Annotated in this window: 19 protein-coding genes; 13 read left to right on the plus strand and 6 right to left on the minus strand. The window is 36.2% G+C overall.

The genetic code is table 11. The annotated features are described in order from the left end of the window. Window positions 1-84: 84 nt before the first annotated feature. The 7 genes from CGC47_RS01755 to CGC47_RS01785 all read left to right on the plus strand — a co-directional run bounded on the left by CGC47_RS01755 (window position 85) and on the right by CGC47_RS01785 (window position 5,600). Window positions 85-648: a hypothetical protein gene (locus CGC47_RS01755; protein WP_041999250.1), complete on the plus strand. Its 564-nt coding sequence runs from the start codon at window positions 85-87 to the stop codon at window positions 646-648. A 23-nt stretch (window positions 649-671) separates the two neighbouring features. Continuing rightward, window positions 672-1,361 (plus strand): LOG family protein, encoded by a 690-nt coding sequence (locus CGC47_RS01760; RefSeq protein ID WP_018279259.1) that lies wholly within the window; start codon window positions 672-674, stop codon window positions 1,359-1,361. A gap of 8 nt (window positions 1,362-1,369) precedes the next feature. Then, window positions 1,370-1,777: a hypothetical protein gene (locus tag CGC47_RS01765; protein WP_013997262.1), complete on the plus strand. Its 408-nt coding sequence runs from the start codon at window positions 1,370-1,372 to the stop codon at window positions 1,775-1,777. A gap of 233 nt (window positions 1,778-2,010) precedes the next feature. Then, the gene (locus CGC47_RS01770) at window positions 2,011-2,703 is read left to right on the plus strand and encodes a DUF6261 family protein (RefSeq protein ID WP_041999247.1); all 693 of its coding nucleotides are present in this window, start codon (window positions 2,011-2,013) and stop codon (window positions 2,701-2,703) included. Between the two features lie 80 nt (window positions 2,704-2,783). Next, window positions 2,784-4,964: a S46 family peptidase gene (locus CGC47_RS01775; RefSeq protein WP_370444592.1), complete on the plus strand. Its 2,181-nt coding sequence runs from the start codon at window positions 2,784-2,786 to the stop codon at window positions 4,962-4,964. A gap of 53 nt (window positions 4,965-5,017) precedes the next feature. Beyond that, window positions 5,018-5,233 (plus strand): hypothetical protein, encoded by a 216-nt coding sequence (locus CGC47_RS01780; protein WP_013997265.1) that lies wholly within the window; start codon window positions 5,018-5,020, stop codon window positions 5,231-5,233. Between the two features lie 118 nt (window positions 5,234-5,351). Further along, complete coding sequence (locus tag CGC47_RS01785) at window positions 5,352-5,600, plus strand: hypothetical protein (RefSeq protein WP_082025283.1); 249 nt, start codon at window positions 5,352-5,354, stop codon at window positions 5,598-5,600. A gap of 93 nt (window positions 5,601-5,693) precedes the next feature. Here CGC47_RS01785 and CGC47_RS01790 read toward each other — a convergent pair whose 3' ends face one another. Continuing rightward, complete coding sequence (locus CGC47_RS01790) at window positions 5,694-6,623, minus strand: helix-turn-helix transcriptional regulator (protein WP_041999245.1); 930 nt, start codon at window positions 6,621-6,623, stop codon at window positions 5,694-5,696. Between the two features lie 232 nt (window positions 6,624-6,855). Next, the gene (locus tag CGC47_RS01795) at window positions 6,856-7,080 is read right to left on the minus strand and encodes a hypothetical protein (RefSeq protein ID WP_041999243.1); all 225 of its coding nucleotides are present in this window, start codon (window positions 7,078-7,080) and stop codon (window positions 6,856-6,858) included. 326 nt (window positions 7,081-7,406) lie between these two features. Between CGC47_RS01795 and purB the strand changes: the two genes are divergently transcribed. After that, a complete protein-coding gene (gene purB, locus CGC47_RS01800; protein WP_041999240.1) occupies window positions 7,407-8,753 on the plus strand; it encodes an adenylosuccinate lyase in 1,347 nt (448 codons plus the stop codon). Here the strand turns inward: purB and CGC47_RS01805 are convergent. From CGC47_RS01805 to CGC47_RS01820, 4 genes are read right to left on the minus strand one after another with little or no spacing between them, the layout of a single operon-like run. Continuing rightward, window positions 8,748-9,266 (minus strand): GNAT family N-acetyltransferase, encoded by a 519-nt coding sequence (locus tag CGC47_RS01805; RefSeq protein WP_041999238.1) that lies wholly within the window; start codon window positions 9,264-9,266, stop codon window positions 8,748-8,750. The two genes, purB and CGC47_RS01805, sit on opposite strands and share 6 nt — an antisense overlap. Then, on the minus strand, window positions 9,254-10,054 hold the full coding sequence (gene dapF / locus CGC47_RS01810) for a diaminopimelate epimerase (protein WP_095899910.1): 801 nt from the start codon (window positions 10,052-10,054) through the stop codon (window positions 9,254-9,256). Before dapF ends, CGC47_RS01805 begins: the two co-directional genes overlap by 13 nt. 6 nt (window positions 10,055-10,060) lie before the next feature. Then, window positions 10,061-10,516, minus strand: coding sequence for an SsrA-binding protein SmpB (smpB, locus tag CGC47_RS01815; protein ID WP_095900349.1), 456 nt, complete (start codon window positions 10,514-10,516; stop codon window positions 10,061-10,063). Window positions 10,517-10,573: 57 nt separating this feature from the next. Continuing rightward, window positions 10,574-10,798: a hypothetical protein gene (locus tag CGC47_RS01820; RefSeq protein WP_082025282.1), complete on the minus strand. Its 225-nt coding sequence runs from the start codon at window positions 10,796-10,798 to the stop codon at window positions 10,574-10,576. Between the two features lie 252 nt (window positions 10,799-11,050). Here CGC47_RS01820 and tgt point away from each other — a divergent pair, with 252 nt between their 5' ends. The 5 genes from tgt (at window position 11,051) to CGC47_RS01845 (ending at window position 16,882) form a co-directional block, all read left to right on the plus strand. Beyond that, window positions 11,051-12,181 carry a tRNA guanosine(34) transglycosylase Tgt gene (gene tgt, locus CGC47_RS01825; RefSeq protein ID WP_041999236.1) on the plus strand — a complete coding sequence of 377 codons (1,131 nt, stop codon included), beginning with the start codon at window positions 11,051-11,053 and terminating at the stop codon, window positions 12,179-12,181. Between the two features lie 13 nt (window positions 12,182-12,194). Further along, entirely contained in the window at window positions 12,195-13,268 is a 1,074-nt protein-coding gene (locus tag CGC47_RS01830) for an LptF/LptG family permease (protein WP_041999234.1), read from the plus strand. 115 nt (window positions 13,269-13,383) lie between these two features. Beyond that, window positions 13,384-15,342: a DNA topoisomerase (ATP-hydrolyzing) subunit B gene (gyrB, locus tag CGC47_RS01835; protein ID WP_013997297.1), complete on the plus strand. Its 1,959-nt coding sequence runs from the start codon at window positions 13,384-13,386 to the stop codon at window positions 15,340-15,342. A 99-nt stretch (window positions 15,343-15,441) separates the two neighbouring features. Next, window positions 15,442-16,005: a thioredoxin family protein gene (locus tag CGC47_RS01840; RefSeq protein WP_041999231.1), complete on the plus strand. Its 564-nt coding sequence runs from the start codon at window positions 15,442-15,444 to the stop codon at window positions 16,003-16,005. 4 nt (window positions 16,006-16,009) lie between these two features. Then, entirely contained in the window at window positions 16,010-16,882 is an 873-nt protein-coding gene (locus tag CGC47_RS01845) for a DMT family transporter (protein WP_095899911.1), read from the plus strand. The last annotated feature ends 104 nt before the right edge of the window (window positions 16,883-16,986 follow it).

A 16,986-nucleotide genomic window follows, 5' to 3' on the forward strand; every position in this document is an offset into this window, starting at 1 on the left:
GAGTTCAACAGCTTGAAATTTGTATCTCAAGCTGTTTTTTTATATGTTTGTCCGATATAATTTCAAAATCAATTTTAATTTTTTATGAAAAAATTTTTTATTAGCGTTTTTGCGCTATTGGGATTCACGGTGGCTGAAGCACAAAACGCAAGTGTTGAAAAAGATATTATTGGCGTTCAAATTGGGTTGTTCGGAGCAAATGCTTACAACGAACATAAACTCTCTGATGCTGTGGCACTGCGTTCACAATTGAGCTTACACGGAGGTTTCTGGACAGGAACAATGTATGAAAAGACAGGCTTTTTGCTAATTCCTGCTGCTTCGCTCGAAGGTAAATGGTACTACGGATTAAATCGTCGTGTGAATAAAGGAAAAAACACCAAAAATAATAGCGGAAACTATTTTTCACTTCGGGCTGAATATTTCCCTAATTGGTTTATCATCTCCAATTATAATGATATAACCAATGATGATAACTCTATTAGCATAATGCCTACTTTCGGTATTCGTCGTAGTTTTGGCAGAAATTTCAATTATGAATTCAACGTGGGATATGGTTATTCGCAAACACTAGGTAAAAATCCGAATAGCAAAGGAGGGGCTTTTTCGTTGAGTTTTAAAATAGGATATGATTTTTTTAAACGATAAATAAACACTTAAATATACTTTCTATGAATAAAAAACAACATTCTAAAGTTTGGAATGAGATTAAAACCAATGATTCTTGGTCAATTTTTAAAATAATGGGGGAATTCGTAAACGGATACGAAAAACTCAGTGAAATAGGTCCGTGTGTGTCCATTTTTGGTTCGGCTCGTACCAAATCCGATAGCAAATACTACAATTTAGCGGTGGAAATCGCTGAAAAAATCGTGGAGTCGGGCTTTGGAGTGATTACAGGCGGTGGACCCGGTATTATGGAAGCCGGAAATAAAGGAGCGCGTAAAGGAAATGGCTCGTCTGTTGGGCTAAATATCGACCTACCTTTTGAACAACACGATAATCCGTATATTGACAGAGATAAAAATTTGAATTTCGATTACTTTTTTGCTCGTAAAGTAATGTTTGTTAAGTATTCACAAGCATTCGTTGTGATGCCAGGAGGATTTGGGACAATGGACGAACTTTTTGAAGCTATCACGCTTATTCAAACTCAAAAAATTGATAAATTTCCGATTATTTTGGTCGGAAGCGAATTTTGGAAAGGACTTGTGGATTGGTTTCAAAAAACACTTTTGGACGAATTTCAAAACATTTCTCCCGAAGATATGTTCCTTTTCAAAGTTGTCGATACAGCAGATGAAGTTGTCGATATTATCGAAAAATTCTATCTGAAATATAATCTTCGACCTAATTTTTAGTAAAACCTATGAAGTCAAAATTACCTATTTCCGCAATTGTAGGCACGGTCTCTGTGGTGGTTATCATCATTGTGGTGATGATGTTTGGATTGCCTATTTACAACGTGTGGCAACAAGAAATGGCTGGTAAGGCTGAAATGGCAAAAGCCGAACAAAACCGAAAAATCCTTATTGAAGAAGCCAAAGCCCGACTCGAAGCCGAGAAATTAAATGCTCAAGCCGAGATAGAACGAGCAAGAGGAATGGCTGAAGCTATGAAAATCGAAAACGGAACGCTCAATTCGGTCTATAATCAGTATTTATTTATCCGAACGCTCGAAAAATTGGCAGACAAAGGCAATCTTCCACAGATTATTTATATGCCTTCCGAAGGATTAGTTCCCGTGATGGACGTTTCTAAAAACAAAACAGAATAAGGCATCAATCAGGCAAAACAATGCCGTGACTAAATAGTTAAACCTCTGTTTGCGTTGTTTAGGTGGATAACTATTTAGTGATGATTACCTAAGGATTGCAGAAAAGTGCAATCATTTAGTTAAAGGTTTCTTCCAAAAGAAGATATAAATCACTTTTTAGTCGGAGGCTTCCGCAAGATGAAGCTACTAATGACTAAAAAATCATACACTGAATTACTCAAAATTTATATACAATGAAACGATTATTAACAATAGTACGTGTTTCCGAATTGGCTGATATAGCTCATCGTTTGGTGGGGCTTTTTCATCAGGAAAATGAATTACAAACAGATGCTTTTTTGAAAAATCTGTTTGAGAAAATTGACACACAGGCTACGGCACTTTCGGTGGCTATCAAAAAAGAAGTTGCTGTTTCCAAATTGGAAGAAGCGGACAATCTGCGTGACGAAACGATTATGAATTTAAGCAACATATTGCTGGGTTATCGCTCGATGCGTTCGCCTGAAATCCGTGAAAGTGCCGAAAAACTATATGCTGTTTTTGACCGTTATGGAACGAAAATCACACGTGAAAACTACTCAAGCGAATCGGCACATATCGAATCGCTTTTACGAGATTTTTCCGCCATTGAGTTGCAAGAAGCTATCGGAAAACTTTTGGGAGTATCCGATACGATAGAAGAGCTTCGCACCCGTCAGACGGCTTTCCATACCGAGCGAATGGCGTATGAAAAGTCCGTTTCCGAACAAGAATTCGACGAGTCGGCAACAGCTCTGAAAAAACCTTTATTGGGGCTTATCAATACAAAATTGATTAGTTATCTGGCTGCTTTACAGGAAGAAAGTACTTACACTAACTTCTCGAAAGTGGTTTCACAAGTAATTGATGATGCCAATACAACCATCAATCGCCGAGGGAAAAAGTAGCTTTTTTGTACTTGATTGTAGGTGTAGCTAACCTATTCATACTGAAAAATATAAAAAATAAATCAATGACGATACAAATGATGAAATACGTAAAACTTTTATTACTATTTTGCTCGGTTTCGCTCTATGCACAACAGGGCGGAATGTGGATTCCTTCGCTTTTGGAGGGAATGAATGAAAAAGAAATGAAATCGCTGGGAATGAAGATGTCAGCAGCAGATATTTACAGCGTGAACCATTCTTCACTTAAAGATGCGGTGCCGCACTTTGATGGCGGTTGTACTTCCGAGGTAATTTCTCCAAAGGGGTTGTTACTTACCAATCATCATTGCGGATATGGCGAAATTCAGTCGCACTCCACGGTTGAAAACGATTATTTGGCAAATGGCTTCTGGGCGAAAACTCTTTCCGAAGAATTGCCTAACCCTGGTGTGAGCGTTACGTTTATCGTTCGTATTGAAGATGTTACGGCTACTATTGTCAAAGGCACGGAAAGTCTTTCTGTTGAGAGCGAAAAAGCCAAAATCATCGAAAAAAACATTGCTGAATTGGTTAAAACATCACCCAAAGAGGTGTGGCAGGAAAATCGCGTACGAGCTTTCTATAACGGAAATCAATATATTTTGTTCGTGGTAGAAAACTTTAAAGATGTGCGTTTGGTGGGAGCTCCGCCGTCTTCTATCGGAAAATTTGGCTCAGATACAGATAATTGGGTGTGGCCACGACATACGGGAGACTTTGCTCTTTTCCGCATCTATGCCGATAAGAATAATCGTCCTGCCGAGTATTCCAAAGATAACGTACCTTACACGCCCAAGCATTATTTTCCAATTTCGTTGGACGGCATTTCCGAAGATGACTTTACGATGGTTTTCGGTTACCCAGGGCGTACGCAAGAGTACCTTCCAGCAGTTGCTGTTCAGCAAATTGTTGATGTGTTGAACCCTGCAAAAATCGGAATTCGTGATGTGGTGCTTAAAGTACAAGACGGGTATATGCGTAAAGACCAAGCCATTAAGATTAAATATGCTTCTAAATACGCACGAGTAGCAAACTATTGGAAAAAATGGATTGGCGAGAGTCAAGGTTTGAAGAAATCAGGGGCGGTAGCTTTAAAGCAAAAGCAAGAAAGCATCTTCCAAAAGAATGTTGAAAAGGCAGGAAAATCGGCAGCGTATGGGCATTTACTTTCTGATTTTGCTAAAAAATATCAAGAAATTGAGCCGTATGCCTTAGCTAATGATTTATTTAGTGAATTTGCATTGAGAAATATTGATTTTCTTACCAATGGTTATCGCATTTGGCAATTGCAAAACGTTTTGCAAAATCGTGGTGTACAATCGTTTGAAGATAGAAAAAAGAATTTACAATCTACTTTCAAAAGTGTGTTTAAGGATTATGAAAAGTCGGTAGACAGAGATGTTTTTGAAAAAGCGGTAGTTTTCTATGCACAGCATATGCCGAAACAATTTTTAGCCGAAAAGTTACAAAATTTTGATGCAAAAACATTGGCGGAAAGCCTTTACGAAAAGTCATTGTTAGCCACCGAAGCAGGAGTAGAAAAATTGCTTACTGCTTCGCCTGAAACCTTTGAGGAATTGGTAAAAAATGATGTGGGAATGCAATTCGTTTCCGAGCTGATAAATAGTTTTGCGAAAGAGGTTGCCCCAACTTATGGGCGTTTGAATGCGGATATTGAGGCTTTGCAACGTACGTATATGAAAGCTATTTTGGAGTTTTCAAAGCCTGAGGATAGAATTTTCCCTGATGCAAATAGTACATTGCGTGTTACTTACGGAAAAGTAAAAGGATATGCCCCCGCCGATGCGGTACATTATAGTCCTGTAACTTATTTGGAAGGTGTGATGGAAAAATACGTTCCGAACGATTACGAATTTGATGTTCCGCAGAAATTACGTGACTTGTATGAGAAGAAAGATTTCGGAGCTTACGCAGACAAGAACGGAAAAATGCCTGTTTGCTTCATCGCTACCAATCATACCACAGGTGGAAATTCGGGAAGTCCTGCTATTGATGCACACGGAAATCTCATCGGACTTAATTTCGACCGCGTTTGGGAAGGTACAATGAGCGATATTCATTACGACCCCGAAATTTGTCGTAATATTATGGTGGATATTCGTTATGTTCTATTCATCATCGATAAATATGCAGGAGCAAAACACCTCGTTGACGAGATGAAGCTCGTTCATCCGAAGAAAAGTACCTCTTCTAAAAAATCAAAGAAAAAACGTAAATAAAAAAGTAAAATGCAGTTAGAAAGGTTTCTGACTGCATTTTTTTCTAAAAATAAATGAAAAAATACAATTATATCATAGGTATCTTCCTAATCATTTTAGGATGTTTGTCAGGAATTATTCTTGATACTTTGGGCTTTATTTTAGCCATATTAGGTATCGTTTTGGTGCTTCTTTCTAAACAAAAAGTTTGGATAAAATTACTCACTATTTTTCTTCTTCCTATAATCTTAGTTTACGGAATGTTTATTTTTATATTTTCTAATTCTTAGATAAGTGAAATTGTTAGATAAATTCAGGAATTACTTTATTAAGACCTTTGCACGGTAAAAAAACGGAAAAATAATTTAAACAATTGATTGTTAGTTGATTATTTTGTGTATTTACTTTATGAAACGCACTAAAACCCTATCCGATATGTCCTTTGCTGCTTACGATGTAGAAAGACTCACCCGAAAAGGTTCTTTTTACTCACAGGTCGATACCATTATCGATTGGAACCCCATTTCCGCTATCATTGACCAACATTATCAAAAAGGGTTTTCCGCCTCAGGTGAAAAACCTTACGATGGACTCCTGCTATTCAAAATGCTACTCATCGGGATGTGGAACCCAATGTCCGATATGCTTACAAAATAGGGATCTTTAAATTCTTGTGTCATATTTTTACCCTAATTATTTTCAAGGGCAAAATTAAACCTACGCTGTGCCAAACTACAACACACCCAAAAACTATTTATACCCCTCCTGCATTTGGTTTACGATTTCTTTGATTTCCTCGCGAAACCAATTGGGTGAAATCACTTCAATTTCAGCTCCGTAAGAGAGAATTTCTTGACGGAAATCGTAGGTCGGACGCAAAAAATATTCAAAAATGGTATGATTATCTTCCGTTTTGATTTCTTTTTGAGAATGATGTAAGGGGAGGGATTTCAAAAAATTAGATTTTGATTTTTCAACCTTAATTGTTACCTTTTCGGCTGAAATAGATTCATCAACGATAATACCAAAACTGTTTTCAAAATAGTCTTTGGCATCAAAATCGTTATCTAATGAAAAAGATTCATCTGTGATTTTCAAATCTTTAATACGGTCGAGGGCGTAAATCCGCATTGCGTGGCTATCTTCTTTAAAAGCAATAAGATACCAGCGTTGTTTGAAAATTTTAAGGCAATATGGATGTATTTGAGCTTCGATGGCAAAATCGTGAAAAAATCCTTGATAATGGATAATCAATTTTAGATTTTCTTTGATTGCTTCAACGATTTGCCCCAAAAATTCTCGTCCTAAAGGCACATTTTCGAGCAAGATACGATGATGTAGGTTTTTTTGCTCTTGCAATAAATTTCCGACCGTAAAGGAATTTAACAACCAATTTTGAAGCGTATTTTGCTTAATATCAGTAATGTTGGAAATGTAATACTTGTAGCCGTTTCTGGTATCACACTCAATATCAATATCAAACATTTGAGCAATGGCTTCGCGGTGATTGTGAAAGGTACGCAACGGAAATTCTTTTTCGTCTTCGTTAAGAGAAGAATGCAACCAACGATTATTGATTTCTTCGTAGGTAATTCCCTGTTTTCGAGAGATTAAGTCGATTAGCCAAATATAACGCTTGAATAGACGAGAGGTACTCTCTTTTGCTGTTGTTCGTTTCATATTTCTTTTTTTGACAAAGGTATGAAAAACCTGTGCGAAATTATAGCATAGAATAAAAAAACAAAAAACCTACTCTAATTTTGAAGTAGGTTTTTGTTTGATTTATTGTGCTTTACATTCTTTATTGATTTCTTCAAATAATTCTGTTATTTCAACAGTTTGTAATTTTTGGATTTTTTCAAGAAGTTGATTATCAAATTCTTCGGTTTTGTTACCTGCATACCAAGCGAGTTTATCTAGCTCTGAAATTTCTTCGCCGTCTATTTTTAATTTGAAATTTTCCCAAAGGAAATATTGTCCCGTCTTCCGTAAGCATAGTGTATGTCTTTTTTAACACAAAAAAATCCGTACCTGCACCCAAAAAATCATTTTCGTGAAGCATTATTTTTGCCGATAGCTGGTCGTCTTCATCATAAATGTATAAGGTTTTGTTATTTTGTAATACGTTTGTAATCATATTGTTTCTTTTTTCAAGGGCAAAATTACATTTGTGTTATCCTAAATCACTGCATATGTAAATTATTTTATGAAAAAAAAATTGTTTCAGCTCGTGGGAACGGAAAACCGAGAACTGCGAAGCACATCACGAACACCTTAGCTTTAAAACTATAAAAAGTGAGTAATAACATTAGATTTTGAAGAACCTAAAAATTTATTTTATAGATTCGTGGCGTAAAAAATTGCGCTTGGGGGTTGAACGTGTCAAATATGAGGCAAAGTGTTAATTTTTTACTATTTGCTAATAAAACGTTATCTTTGTCGCTCATCAAAAAGTAAAACAAGATGTCATTACAAGCTATAACCCCTATTGACGGACGCTATGCCGATAAAACCCAATCATTGATTCCTTTTTTTTCCGAAGAAGCCCTGATAAAATATCGTATTTTAGTAGAGGTAGAATATTTCATTGCTCTATGTCAATTGCCTTTGCCTCAATTGAAGGATTTTGACACCGCTTTGTTTGACCAATTACGAAAAATGTATTTGGACTTCGACCAATCCTCAGCTATGGAAGTTAAGCAAATTGAACAGACTACCAATCACGATGTAAAAGCCGTTGAATACTTCATCAAAAGGCGTTTCGATCAGCTTAATATATCAGAATATAAAGAGTTTATCCATTTTGGACTGACCTCACAAGATATTAACAATACGGCAGTTCCACTCTCTATAAAAGATGCGATGCAACAAGTATATTATCCGCAACTTTTACAAGTGATTAACGAACTAAAACTAAAATCCTCCGAATGGGAAACCATACCTATGCTTGCTCGTACACACGGACAGCCAGCTTCTCCCACGTGTTTGGGTAAAGAAATTGAAGTATTTATAGTTCGTATTGAACAACAATTGCAATTACTAAAATCAATCCCTTTTGCAGCAAAATTTGGAGGTGCTACCGGAAATTATAATGCTCATTATGTAGCTTATCCGCAAATGGATTGGAAAAAATTTGGTACGCAATTTGTTGAAGAAAAATTAGGGCTACATCACTCATTTCCAACTACACAGATTGAACATTACGATCATTTAGCAGCTCTTTTTGATGCTCTAAAACGCATAAATACCATTTTGATTGATTTTAATCGTGATGTTTGGACCTACATTTCAATGGATTATTTCAAACAAAAAATTAAAGCTGGTGAGGTGGGTTCTTCAGCAATGCCACATAAAGTAAATCCTATTGATTTTGAAAACTCGGAAGGAAATTTAGGCTTAGCCAATGCCATTTTTGAACACTTATCGGCAAAACTTCCTATTTCAAGACTGCAACGCGATTTGACTGATAGTACCGTTTTGCGTAATGTGGGTGTTCCTTTTGGGCATACCCTCATAGGATTACAAGCCACTTTAAAAGGTTTAGGGAAATTGTTGCTCAATCCGTTAAAAATTGATGCTGATTTGGAAGAAAATTGGGCAGTGGTGGCTGAGGCTATCCAAACCATTTTGCGCAGGGAAGGGTATCCGAATCCTTATGAAGCACTTAAAGGACTTACCCGAACCAATGATAAAATAAATAAAGAAACAATCTCTGCCTTTATTGAAACACTATCTGTTTCCGATGCCATAAAACAAGAACTGAAAGCAATTACTCCGCAAAATTATACCGGAATTAAAGGCGAATTATAGTATTTTTTGGTAAATAATTACATCTTTGAATTGATTTCCTATAGAAATCCAATCTTTTAAAATACCACAAGCAGTAAATCCCGCTTTTTCAAAAAGGTGGGTGCTTGCTGTATTGCTTTCGTTGATGTGAGCATAAATTTGATGCAATTGCAAATAATGGCGAGTATATTCTTCCAATAATTGCAACACCTCGCTACCGATTCCTTGGTTTTGAAACGGTTTTAAAATGAGGATGCCTACACCCGCTCGTTTGTTTTTCGCATTAAAGTCAAATAAATCGACACATCCTACATTTTCTTTGCTGTAGGTGGATATCACCAACCGCAATTGCTTGGCTTCATAAATATCTTTATGGGCATTTTCAAGGTATTGGTAAAGTACATATTTAGAAAAAGGAGTCTGTGTTTCACTGACTTCCCAAAGTTCTTGGTTATTTTCTATTTCAAAAAGCCAGTCCAAATCTTCAGGTTCTAAAGCTCTTAGAAAGATACGTTTTCCTTTCAATGTTTGCATAAAATAGATCCTTTAAAAACGAACGTTGCCTTGCCACAAAGGTAAACATTAGTATAAGTATCCTCCTTATTATCAAACAAAACGGATAAATTTCCGCCCATAGTTTGCAAATAAATTTTCTTTTCAAAGGTTTTTTGCAGATAATGCATCGCTATTGCAACAGCCGTAACTCCAGTACCACAAGATAGTGTTTCGTCTTCTACCCCTCTTTCGTAAGTGCGCACAGTAAAGGTATTTTCGTTATTTTGAGATACAAAATTGATATTACTTCCGCCTTTTTCAGCATATAAATGGCTATAACGAATTTTAGCCCCCTCATCTTTCACATCTAAAAAAGATAGATTTTCACGAATTTCAACGTGATGTGGAGACCCCGTATTGAGAAAAAGGTATGCGTCGTTAACCTCAACGCTATCAACATCTTTCATTTTAAGTTTAACCTCATTTTCTGAGCTGATGTAGGCTTGATGCTCTCCGTCAATAGCAATAAATGTAGCTTGATTATCAATGATTTTAAGTTGTTTGGCGAAGGCTACAATACATCTTCCACCATTGCCACACATTGAACTTTCATTACCATCGGCATTGTAATAAATCATCTTAAAATCATAATTATCAGCATTTTCTAATAAGATAAGTCCATCGGCTCCGATACCAAAGCGTCGATTACAAAGGTGTGCAATTAGCGAGGTCTCTTTTGGAAATGTTTTTTGCCGATTGTCAATCATTACAAAATCATTTCCTGTTCCTTGATATTTATAAAATTCAATAGTTTGTAAAGAAGACATAAAATATTACCGTATTTTTTTGATTCTGTCTAAGTTACGTTTGTTATCTCGGTCTTTAATGGTTTCGCGTTTGTCGTACATTTTTTTACCTCTCACCAAAGCAATATCCATTTTTGCCAATCCTTTTTCATTGATAAACAAACGTAAAGGCACGATGGTCAATCCAGAATTTCGCACTTCTTTGTGGAGTTTTTTTAATTCTCGTTTTTGAAGTAGAAGTTTACGTTCACTTTTGGGTTTGTGATTGTAATGCGTTCCGTAGGCATATTCCTCAATATTCATATTGATGACAAAAAGTTCGCCTTTTTCGTTAAATTCGCAAAAACTTTCAGCAATGGAAGCTTTTCCTAACCTAATTGATTTAATTTCTGTACCTGCCAATACGATACCTGCAAGATATTTGTCCAATATCTCGTATTCAAACTTGGCACGTTTGTTAAGTATGTTGATGTTTTTTTGCATAATGGTAGCAAAGATACAACTTTTTTGCAAAATAAGTTTTTTTTTGCTACGGCACATTCAGTGGCACATCCCGATGAGTAACATTTTGAACAGCAGGAGTCCATCGTAAGGTTTTTCACCCGATGCGGAAAGTCCTTTTTGATAGTGTTTGTCGATGATAGCGGAAATAGGTTTCCAATCGATAATGGTATCGACTTGTGCGTAGAAAGAGCCTTTTCGGGTGCGTCTTTCTACATCGTAAGTAGCAAAGGACATAGCGGATAGGGTTTTGGTGCGTTTCATAAAATAAATATACAAATAAACATATAATAATCAAACAATTAACGATTTATTTTAGAAAAATTTGCCTTGCAAAGGTCTCAGATTTTGACAAACCTAAAAATTTATTTTATAAATTCGTGGCATAAAAATTTGTACTTTAGGGTTGAATGTCCCTCTTTCTTCTATTTAAATTTGATTTGGTGTTTGGGTACAATATTTGTAACTTTGCAGATTATTGCTTTTCGCAAAATATAAATTATACGAAGAATATCAATGCAATTTGAATTATTAAAAACAGACCCACATACGAAAGCACGTGCCGGAAAAATCACAACCGACCACGGAATCATTGAAACTCCGATATTTATGCCTGTCGGAACGGTCGCATCGGTTAAAGGAGTACACCAACGCGAACTCAAAGAAGATATCAATCCAGATATTATTTTAGGAAACACCTATCATTTGTATTTACGCCCAACTACTTCTATTTTAGAAAAAGCAGGTGGGCTTCACAAGTTTATGAACTGGGATAGAAATATCCTTACCGATAGTGGTGGTTATCAAGTATATTCACTTTCCGATACTCGAAAAATTAAGGAAGAAGGTGTGAAATTTAAAAGTCATATTGATGGTTCGTATCATTTCTTTTCGCCTGAAAATGTGATGGAAACACAACGAAGTATTGGAGCGGATATTATAATGGCTTTTGACGAATGTACTCCATATCCTTGTGATTATCAATATGCTAAAAAATCAATGCAAATGACGCATCGTTGGCTTGACCGATGTATCTCGCATTTGGAAAAAGTACCACCAAAATACGGATATTCGCAATCGCTTTTCCCTATCGTTCAAGGTTCGGTGTATAAAGATTTACGTGAGCAATCAGCAGAATACATTGCCTCGAAAGGAGCTGACGGAAATGCCATTGGAGGACTTTCGGTAGGAGAACCTGCTGAAGATATGTACGAAATGACTGACTTAGTTTGCGATATCTTGCCTAAAGACAAACCTCGTTATTTAATGGGAGTCGGAACACCTATTAATATATTGGAAAACATAGCCTTAGGAGTAGATATGTTTGATTGTGTGATGCCTACACGCAACGCACGTAACGGAATGCTTTTTACTTCCCAAGGGATTATCAATATCAAAAATAAAAAATGGGAAGACGATTTTTCGCCCATTGACCCTGACGGACATACATACGTAGATACCTATTACACAAAAGCTTACTTACGTCATTTATTTGCGGCGAATGAATTTTTAGGCAAACAAATCGCGTCTATTCATAATTTAGGTTTTTATTTGTGGTTAGTTCGCGAGGCTCGGAAACACATCTTAGCTGGGGATTTTGCTTTCTGGAAAGAAAAAATGGTAAAACAATTGGGGCAACGACTATAATCATCTGCTGAAAATGAAAATATTAGATTGGTACATATTAAAAAGATATCTGATGACGTTTTTCGTTATGATGCTTCTTTTTATTCCAATTGGCATTATGGTGGATTTGTCAGAAAAAGTGGACAAAATGCTTGATAATAAAGCCCCTTTAGCTGAAATTTTAACCTACTATTCTGCTTTTACCATATATTTTGCGAATATTTTGTTTCCGATTTTTTTGTTTTTGTCTATCATTTGGTTTACCTCAAAGTTAGCAAATAATACCGAAATCATAGCTATTTTAAGCTCAGGTATTTCGTTTACTCGGTTTTTACGACCTTATTTTATTGGGGCTTGTATCATCTCGATTATTGTATTTTTTATGGGAATGTTTATTGTACCCGAAGCCAGTAAGATTTACAATTCGTTTTATGACAAATATTTATCAAAAAAACAAAGCACAGAATCATTATTCAACCAATTTTCAGAAAATGAATATCTTTACGTAAGTTCTTTTGATTACGAAAGAGTACAAGGAAATGACTTTTCAGTAGAACAGTTCGATGGTGTACACTTAAAAACTAAAATTACGGCAAGTTCAATCAAGTGGATTGAAAATGATAGCGTAAACACCTACCGATTAACGAATTATGTAAAAAGAACTATCGGAAAAGACAACGATAGCATTGAAACAAAAAGAGAATTGGATACGCTATTCACTTTCAAAGTAGAAGATTTGATGCCTGTGAAATATGCTGCCGAGACCAAAAATATTTTTGAGTTAGACAAATTCATAGAACGCGAAAAAATGAAAGGTTCTCCAAACATAAATCGCTATTTATTAGTAAAATACCGAAGATGGGGCTTAGTAGCAACTGCTTTTATTTTGACCATTATTGGAGTGGCAGTTTCTTCGGTAAAGCGCCGTGGTGGTATGGGGGTAAACTTAGCTTTCGGTATTTTAATTGGTTTTTCTTTCGTGTTTTTCGACCGTGTTTTTGGTATTCTAGCTGAAAAATCAGGAATTACACCACTAATGGCGGTTATTATCCCTAATTTAATCTTTCTAACCTTAGCCATATACCTATTACGCACAGCAAAACGCTAATATTTTGAGCTAATCCGTGCTGTTTTTTTTCAGATGATAGAAAAATATCATCAGATATAACAAAAAAAATCGTATTTTTGTAAATTGATTTTAATTAAGAACTTTTTGAAGAATTATGAGCGAAATTACAAATACAAATCAGTATTCAGCAGATAATATTCAGGCTTTAGAAGGAATGGAGCACGTTCGTATGCGTCCGTCAATGTATATTGGCGATGTAGGCGTAAGAGGACTACATCACTTGGTTTACGAGGTGGTAGATAACTCCATTGATGAGGCTTTAGCTGGATATTGTGATACCATTTCGGTAACCATTAACGAAAATAATTCCATTACTGTAGAAGATAACGGACGAGGTATTCCAGTAGATATTCATAAAAAAGAAGGAGTATCTGCTTTACAAGTGGTTATGACCAAAATTGGTGCAGGAGGTAAATTTGACAAAGGCTCGTATAAGGTATCTGGAGGATTACACGGTGTAGGAGTTTCGTGTGTTAATGCGCTTTCCTCACATCTAACAGCAGTTGTGTATCGTGACGGAAAAATATGGCAGCAAGAATATGAGCGTGGCAAGGTATTATACCCTGTAAAACAGGTGGGTGATACCCAAAAACGTGGAACTACAGTTACCTTTCAACCCGATGACCTTATTTTCCAACAAACCTTGGAATACAAATATGATACCCTAGCTACACGTATGCGTGAATTGGCATTTTTAAATCGTGGTATTACTATTACTCTTACCGATAAACGCGAGAGGGAAGAAAATGGCGAATTCAAAAGTGAAACTTTCTATTCTGAAAACGGACTTAAAGAGTTTATTCGTTATTTAGATGGAAATCGCCCTGCCATTATTTCCAACGTAATTGCTATGGAGGGAGAAAAAAACGAAATTCCCGTAGAGGTAGCTATGGTTTATAACGATTCCTATTCGGAAAATCTACACTCGTACGTAAACAATATCAATACTCACGAAGGAGGTACGCACTTAGAAGGTTTCCGTAGAGGACTTACCCGAACACTGAAAAAATACGCTGATAGTTCAGGACTTCTTGAAAAAATGAGTAAGGATAAGAAAAATCCGGTTCAAATTTCGGGAGAAGATTTTCGCGAGGGCTTAACGGCAATTGTTTCAGTTAAGGTTGCTGAACCCCAATTTGAAGGACAAACTAAAACAAAACTGGGAAATAGTGAGGTTTTGGCAGTAGTTTCACAAGCCGTATCAGAAATGCTTGAGGCATACTTGGAGGAACACCCTAACGATGCAAAAGTCATTGTTGAAAAGGTAATCATCGCAGCACAAGCGCGTCACGCCGCAAGAAAAGCCCGTGAATTGGTACAACGAAAAACTGTAATGAGCGGTGGCGGACTTCCAGGAAAACTATCCGACTGCTCGGAACAAAATCCTGAATTGTGTGAAATATTCCTTGTGGAGGGAGACTCGGCGGGAGGAACTGCCAAACAAGGACGCGACCGAAACTTTCAAGCTATTCTTCCCCTAAAAGGAAAAATCTTGAACGTAGAAAAAGCTATGCATCATAAGGTTTTTGATAGTGAAGAAATCAAAAATATATTTACCGCCTTGGGGGTAACTATTGGTACTGAAGATGATGCTAAGGCACTAAACTTAGAAAAATTACGTTACCATAAAGTGGTTATTATGTGTGACGCTGACGTTGATGGTTCACACATTACTACGCTTATCCTAACGTTTTTCTTCCGATATATGCGTGATTTGATTGAAAAAGGCTACGTTTATATTGCCACTCCTCCACTCTATTTGGTAAAAAAAGGAAACAAAAAAGCATACGCTTGGAACGACAAAGAACGAGATGCTCTTAGCGAAGAATACGGACAGGGAACTAATATACAGCGATATAAAGGTTTGGGAGAGATGAATGCCGAACAGCTGTGGGAAACCACTATGAACCCGCAATTTAGAACACTTCGTCAGGTAACCATTGAAAACGGAAGTGAGGCTGATCGCATCTTTTCAATGTTAATGGGTGATGATGTTCCGCCACGTCGCGAATTCATTGAAAAAAACGCCAAATACGCTAAAATTGATGCTTAATACTAATAAATAATTTTTAACGGGCTTATTCTTTCAGAAAAAGCCCGTTTTTATTCCTTTTTATAACTTCGCTTTCAAAAGAAAAAATAACTTTAAAGTATGGCACGTACCCCAAGTAACATGCTCCCTTTAAATACCTTAGCTCCTGACTTTAAGTTACTAGATACCATCAGTAATGATGAAAAAACGCTTTCGGAACTGAAAGGAGAAAAGGCAACGGTAATTATGTTTTTATGTAATCATTGCCCTTACGTAAAGCACGTCAATTCGGCATTGGTGGCTTTGGCAAATGACTATCAATCCAAAGGAATTGCTTTCATTGCCATAAGTAGTAATGATGTAGTGAATTATCCTGAAGACAGCCCTGAATTGATGCAAAAAACAGCTCAAGAATTGGCTTATCCGTTTGTTTATCTGTACGATGAAACCCAAGAGGTTGCTAAAGCTTATGATGCAGCTTGCACACCTGATTTTTACGTTTTTGACCATAGTTTGCTTTTGGTTTACAGAGGACAATTGGACGATTCTCGCCCTCAAAATCAAATCCCTGTCAGTGGAAAAGATATTCGTGCTGTCCTTGATGCTATTTTGGAAGGAACAGACATAAATCCCGTTCAAAAACCGAGTTTAGGATGTAACATAAAGTGGAAAGAAAATCAGTAAAAAGATGATGAATAAACCCCGTTGGGCACTTTTTTTAGGTGTTTTGTGTATTTCTATTTTTCCCATTTTAATACGTATGCAACTGAGTTCAGGGCTCATTTCTGCCTTTTACCGAATGGCAATTGCATCGGTGGTTTTGGTACCTTACGCCTATTTTTCAGGAAATTTAAAATTTATACACACCCGTTTTATCTATCCTACTTTACTTTGCGGAGTTATTTTTGCGTTGGATATTACTGTTTGGAATATTTCCATACAAAATTCCTCTGCTACACAAGCTACACTTTTAACCAATTTATCGCCCGTTTGGGTAGGGATAATTTCTTTTCTATTTTTAAAAAATAAACCTAAAAGAACGTTTTGGTGGGGTGTTTTAGTAGCTTTAGTTGGGGTTGTTGTTTTTGTAGGAATTGATGTTTTCAGAACCTTTTCTTTGGATACTGCTTTTCTATTGGGGATACTTTCAGGATTTTTTTATGCTTTATATATTCTCTTGAGTAAGAAAACCTTACAAGAAGTTCAGGTTATTCCTTTCATTACTACCAGTTCGCTCAGTAGTGCCATCTTTTTATTTTTTATAAACCTAATTGCCGGAGAATCATTCTGGGGATTTTCTGCACAAGGATGGGCTTCGTTACTGGTACAAGGTCTTGTTTGTCAAATTTTTGCCTGGTTACTAATTAGTTACGCCACTCAATTTATGAAAGCAACAAGAGTTTCGTTAACATTGCTAAGTCAAGCTGTATTTGCTACTTTTTTTGAGTGGCTTTTTTTAAATCAATCAATAAGTTTACAAAATAGTATCGGTGGAATTTTAATTCTTATAGGAATAGCCATTACCTTTTACGAACCCAAAAAATCTAATGCCTTGTTTTAAATTCAAAAGAATTACAGAAAGTTTTAGATAGTGTTGTTAAAATACAGATGAGTATTTTTAGTGTTAATCTGAACGATAACACTTTTTTGAATATTATATTTTCA

The organism is Capnocytophaga canimorsus (assembly GCF_002302565.1).
Taxonomy (GTDB): domain Bacteria; phylum Bacteroidota; class Bacteroidia; order Flavobacteriales; family Flavobacteriaceae; genus Capnocytophaga; species Capnocytophaga canimorsus.

Bases quoted from the DNA above. Each gene is read 5' to 3' on its own strand.
- CGC47_RS01840 (WP_041999231.1), top strand. From the start codon at position 15,442: ATGGCACGTACCCCAAGTAACATGCTCCCTTTAAATACCTTAGCTCCT.
- tgt (WP_041999236.1), top strand. From the start codon at position 11,051: ATGCAATTTGAATTATTAAAAACAGACCCACATACGAAAGCACGTGCC.
- CGC47_RS01780 (WP_013997265.1), top strand. From the start codon at position 5,018: ATGAAAAAATACAATTATATCATAGGTATCTTCCTAATCATTTTAGGA.
- CGC47_RS01845 (WP_095899911.1), top strand. From the start codon at position 16,010: ATGATGAATAAACCCCGTTGGGCACTTTTTTTAGGTGTTTTGTGTATT.
- gyrB (WP_013997297.1), top strand. From the start codon at position 13,384: ATGAGCGAAATTACAAATACAAATCAGTATTCAGCAGATAATATTCAG.
- CGC47_RS01830 (WP_041999234.1), top strand. From the start codon at position 12,195: ATGAAAATATTAGATTGGTACATATTAAAAAGATATCTGATGACGTTT.
- CGC47_RS01790 (WP_041999245.1), bottom strand. From the start codon at position 6,623: ATGAAACGAACAACAGCAAAAGAGAGTACCTCTCGTCTATTCAAGCGT.
- CGC47_RS01785 (WP_082025283.1), top strand. From the start codon at position 5,352: ATGAAACGCACTAAAACCCTATCCGATATGTCCTTTGCTGCTTACGAT.
- CGC47_RS01775 (WP_370444592.1), top strand. From the start codon at position 2,784: ATGAAATACGTAAAACTTTTATTACTATTTTGCTCGGTTTCGCTCTAT.
- CGC47_RS01805 (WP_041999238.1), bottom strand. From the start codon at position 9,266: ATGCAAACATTGAAAGGAAAACGTATCTTTCTAAGAGCTTTAGAACCT.
- purB (WP_041999240.1), top strand. From the start codon at position 7,407: ATGTCATTACAAGCTATAACCCCTATTGACGGACGCTATGCCGATAAA.
- CGC47_RS01770 (WP_041999247.1), top strand. From the start codon at position 2,011: ATGAAACGATTATTAACAATAGTACGTGTTTCCGAATTGGCTGATATA.
- CGC47_RS01765 (WP_013997262.1), top strand. From the start codon at position 1,370: ATGAAGTCAAAATTACCTATTTCCGCAATTGTAGGCACGGTCTCTGTG.
- CGC47_RS01795 (WP_041999243.1), bottom strand. From the start codon at position 7,080: ATGATTACAAACGTATTACAAAATAACAAAACCTTATACATTTATGAT.
- CGC47_RS01820 (WP_082025282.1), bottom strand. From the start codon at position 10,798: ATGAAACGCACCAAAACCCTATCCGCTATGTCCTTTGCTACTTACGAT.
- CGC47_RS01760 (WP_018279259.1), top strand. From the start codon at position 672: ATGAATAAAAAACAACATTCTAAAGTTTGGAATGAGATTAAAACCAAT.
- smpB (WP_095900349.1), bottom strand. From the start codon at position 10,516: ATGCAAAAAAACATCAACATACTTAACAAACGTGCCAAGTTTGAATAC.
- CGC47_RS01755 (WP_041999250.1), top strand. From the start codon at position 85: ATGAAAAAATTTTTTATTAGCGTTTTTGCGCTATTGGGATTCACGGTG.
- dapF (WP_095899910.1), bottom strand. From the start codon at position 10,054: ATGTCTTCTTTACAAACTATTGAATTTTATAAATATCAAGGAACAGGA.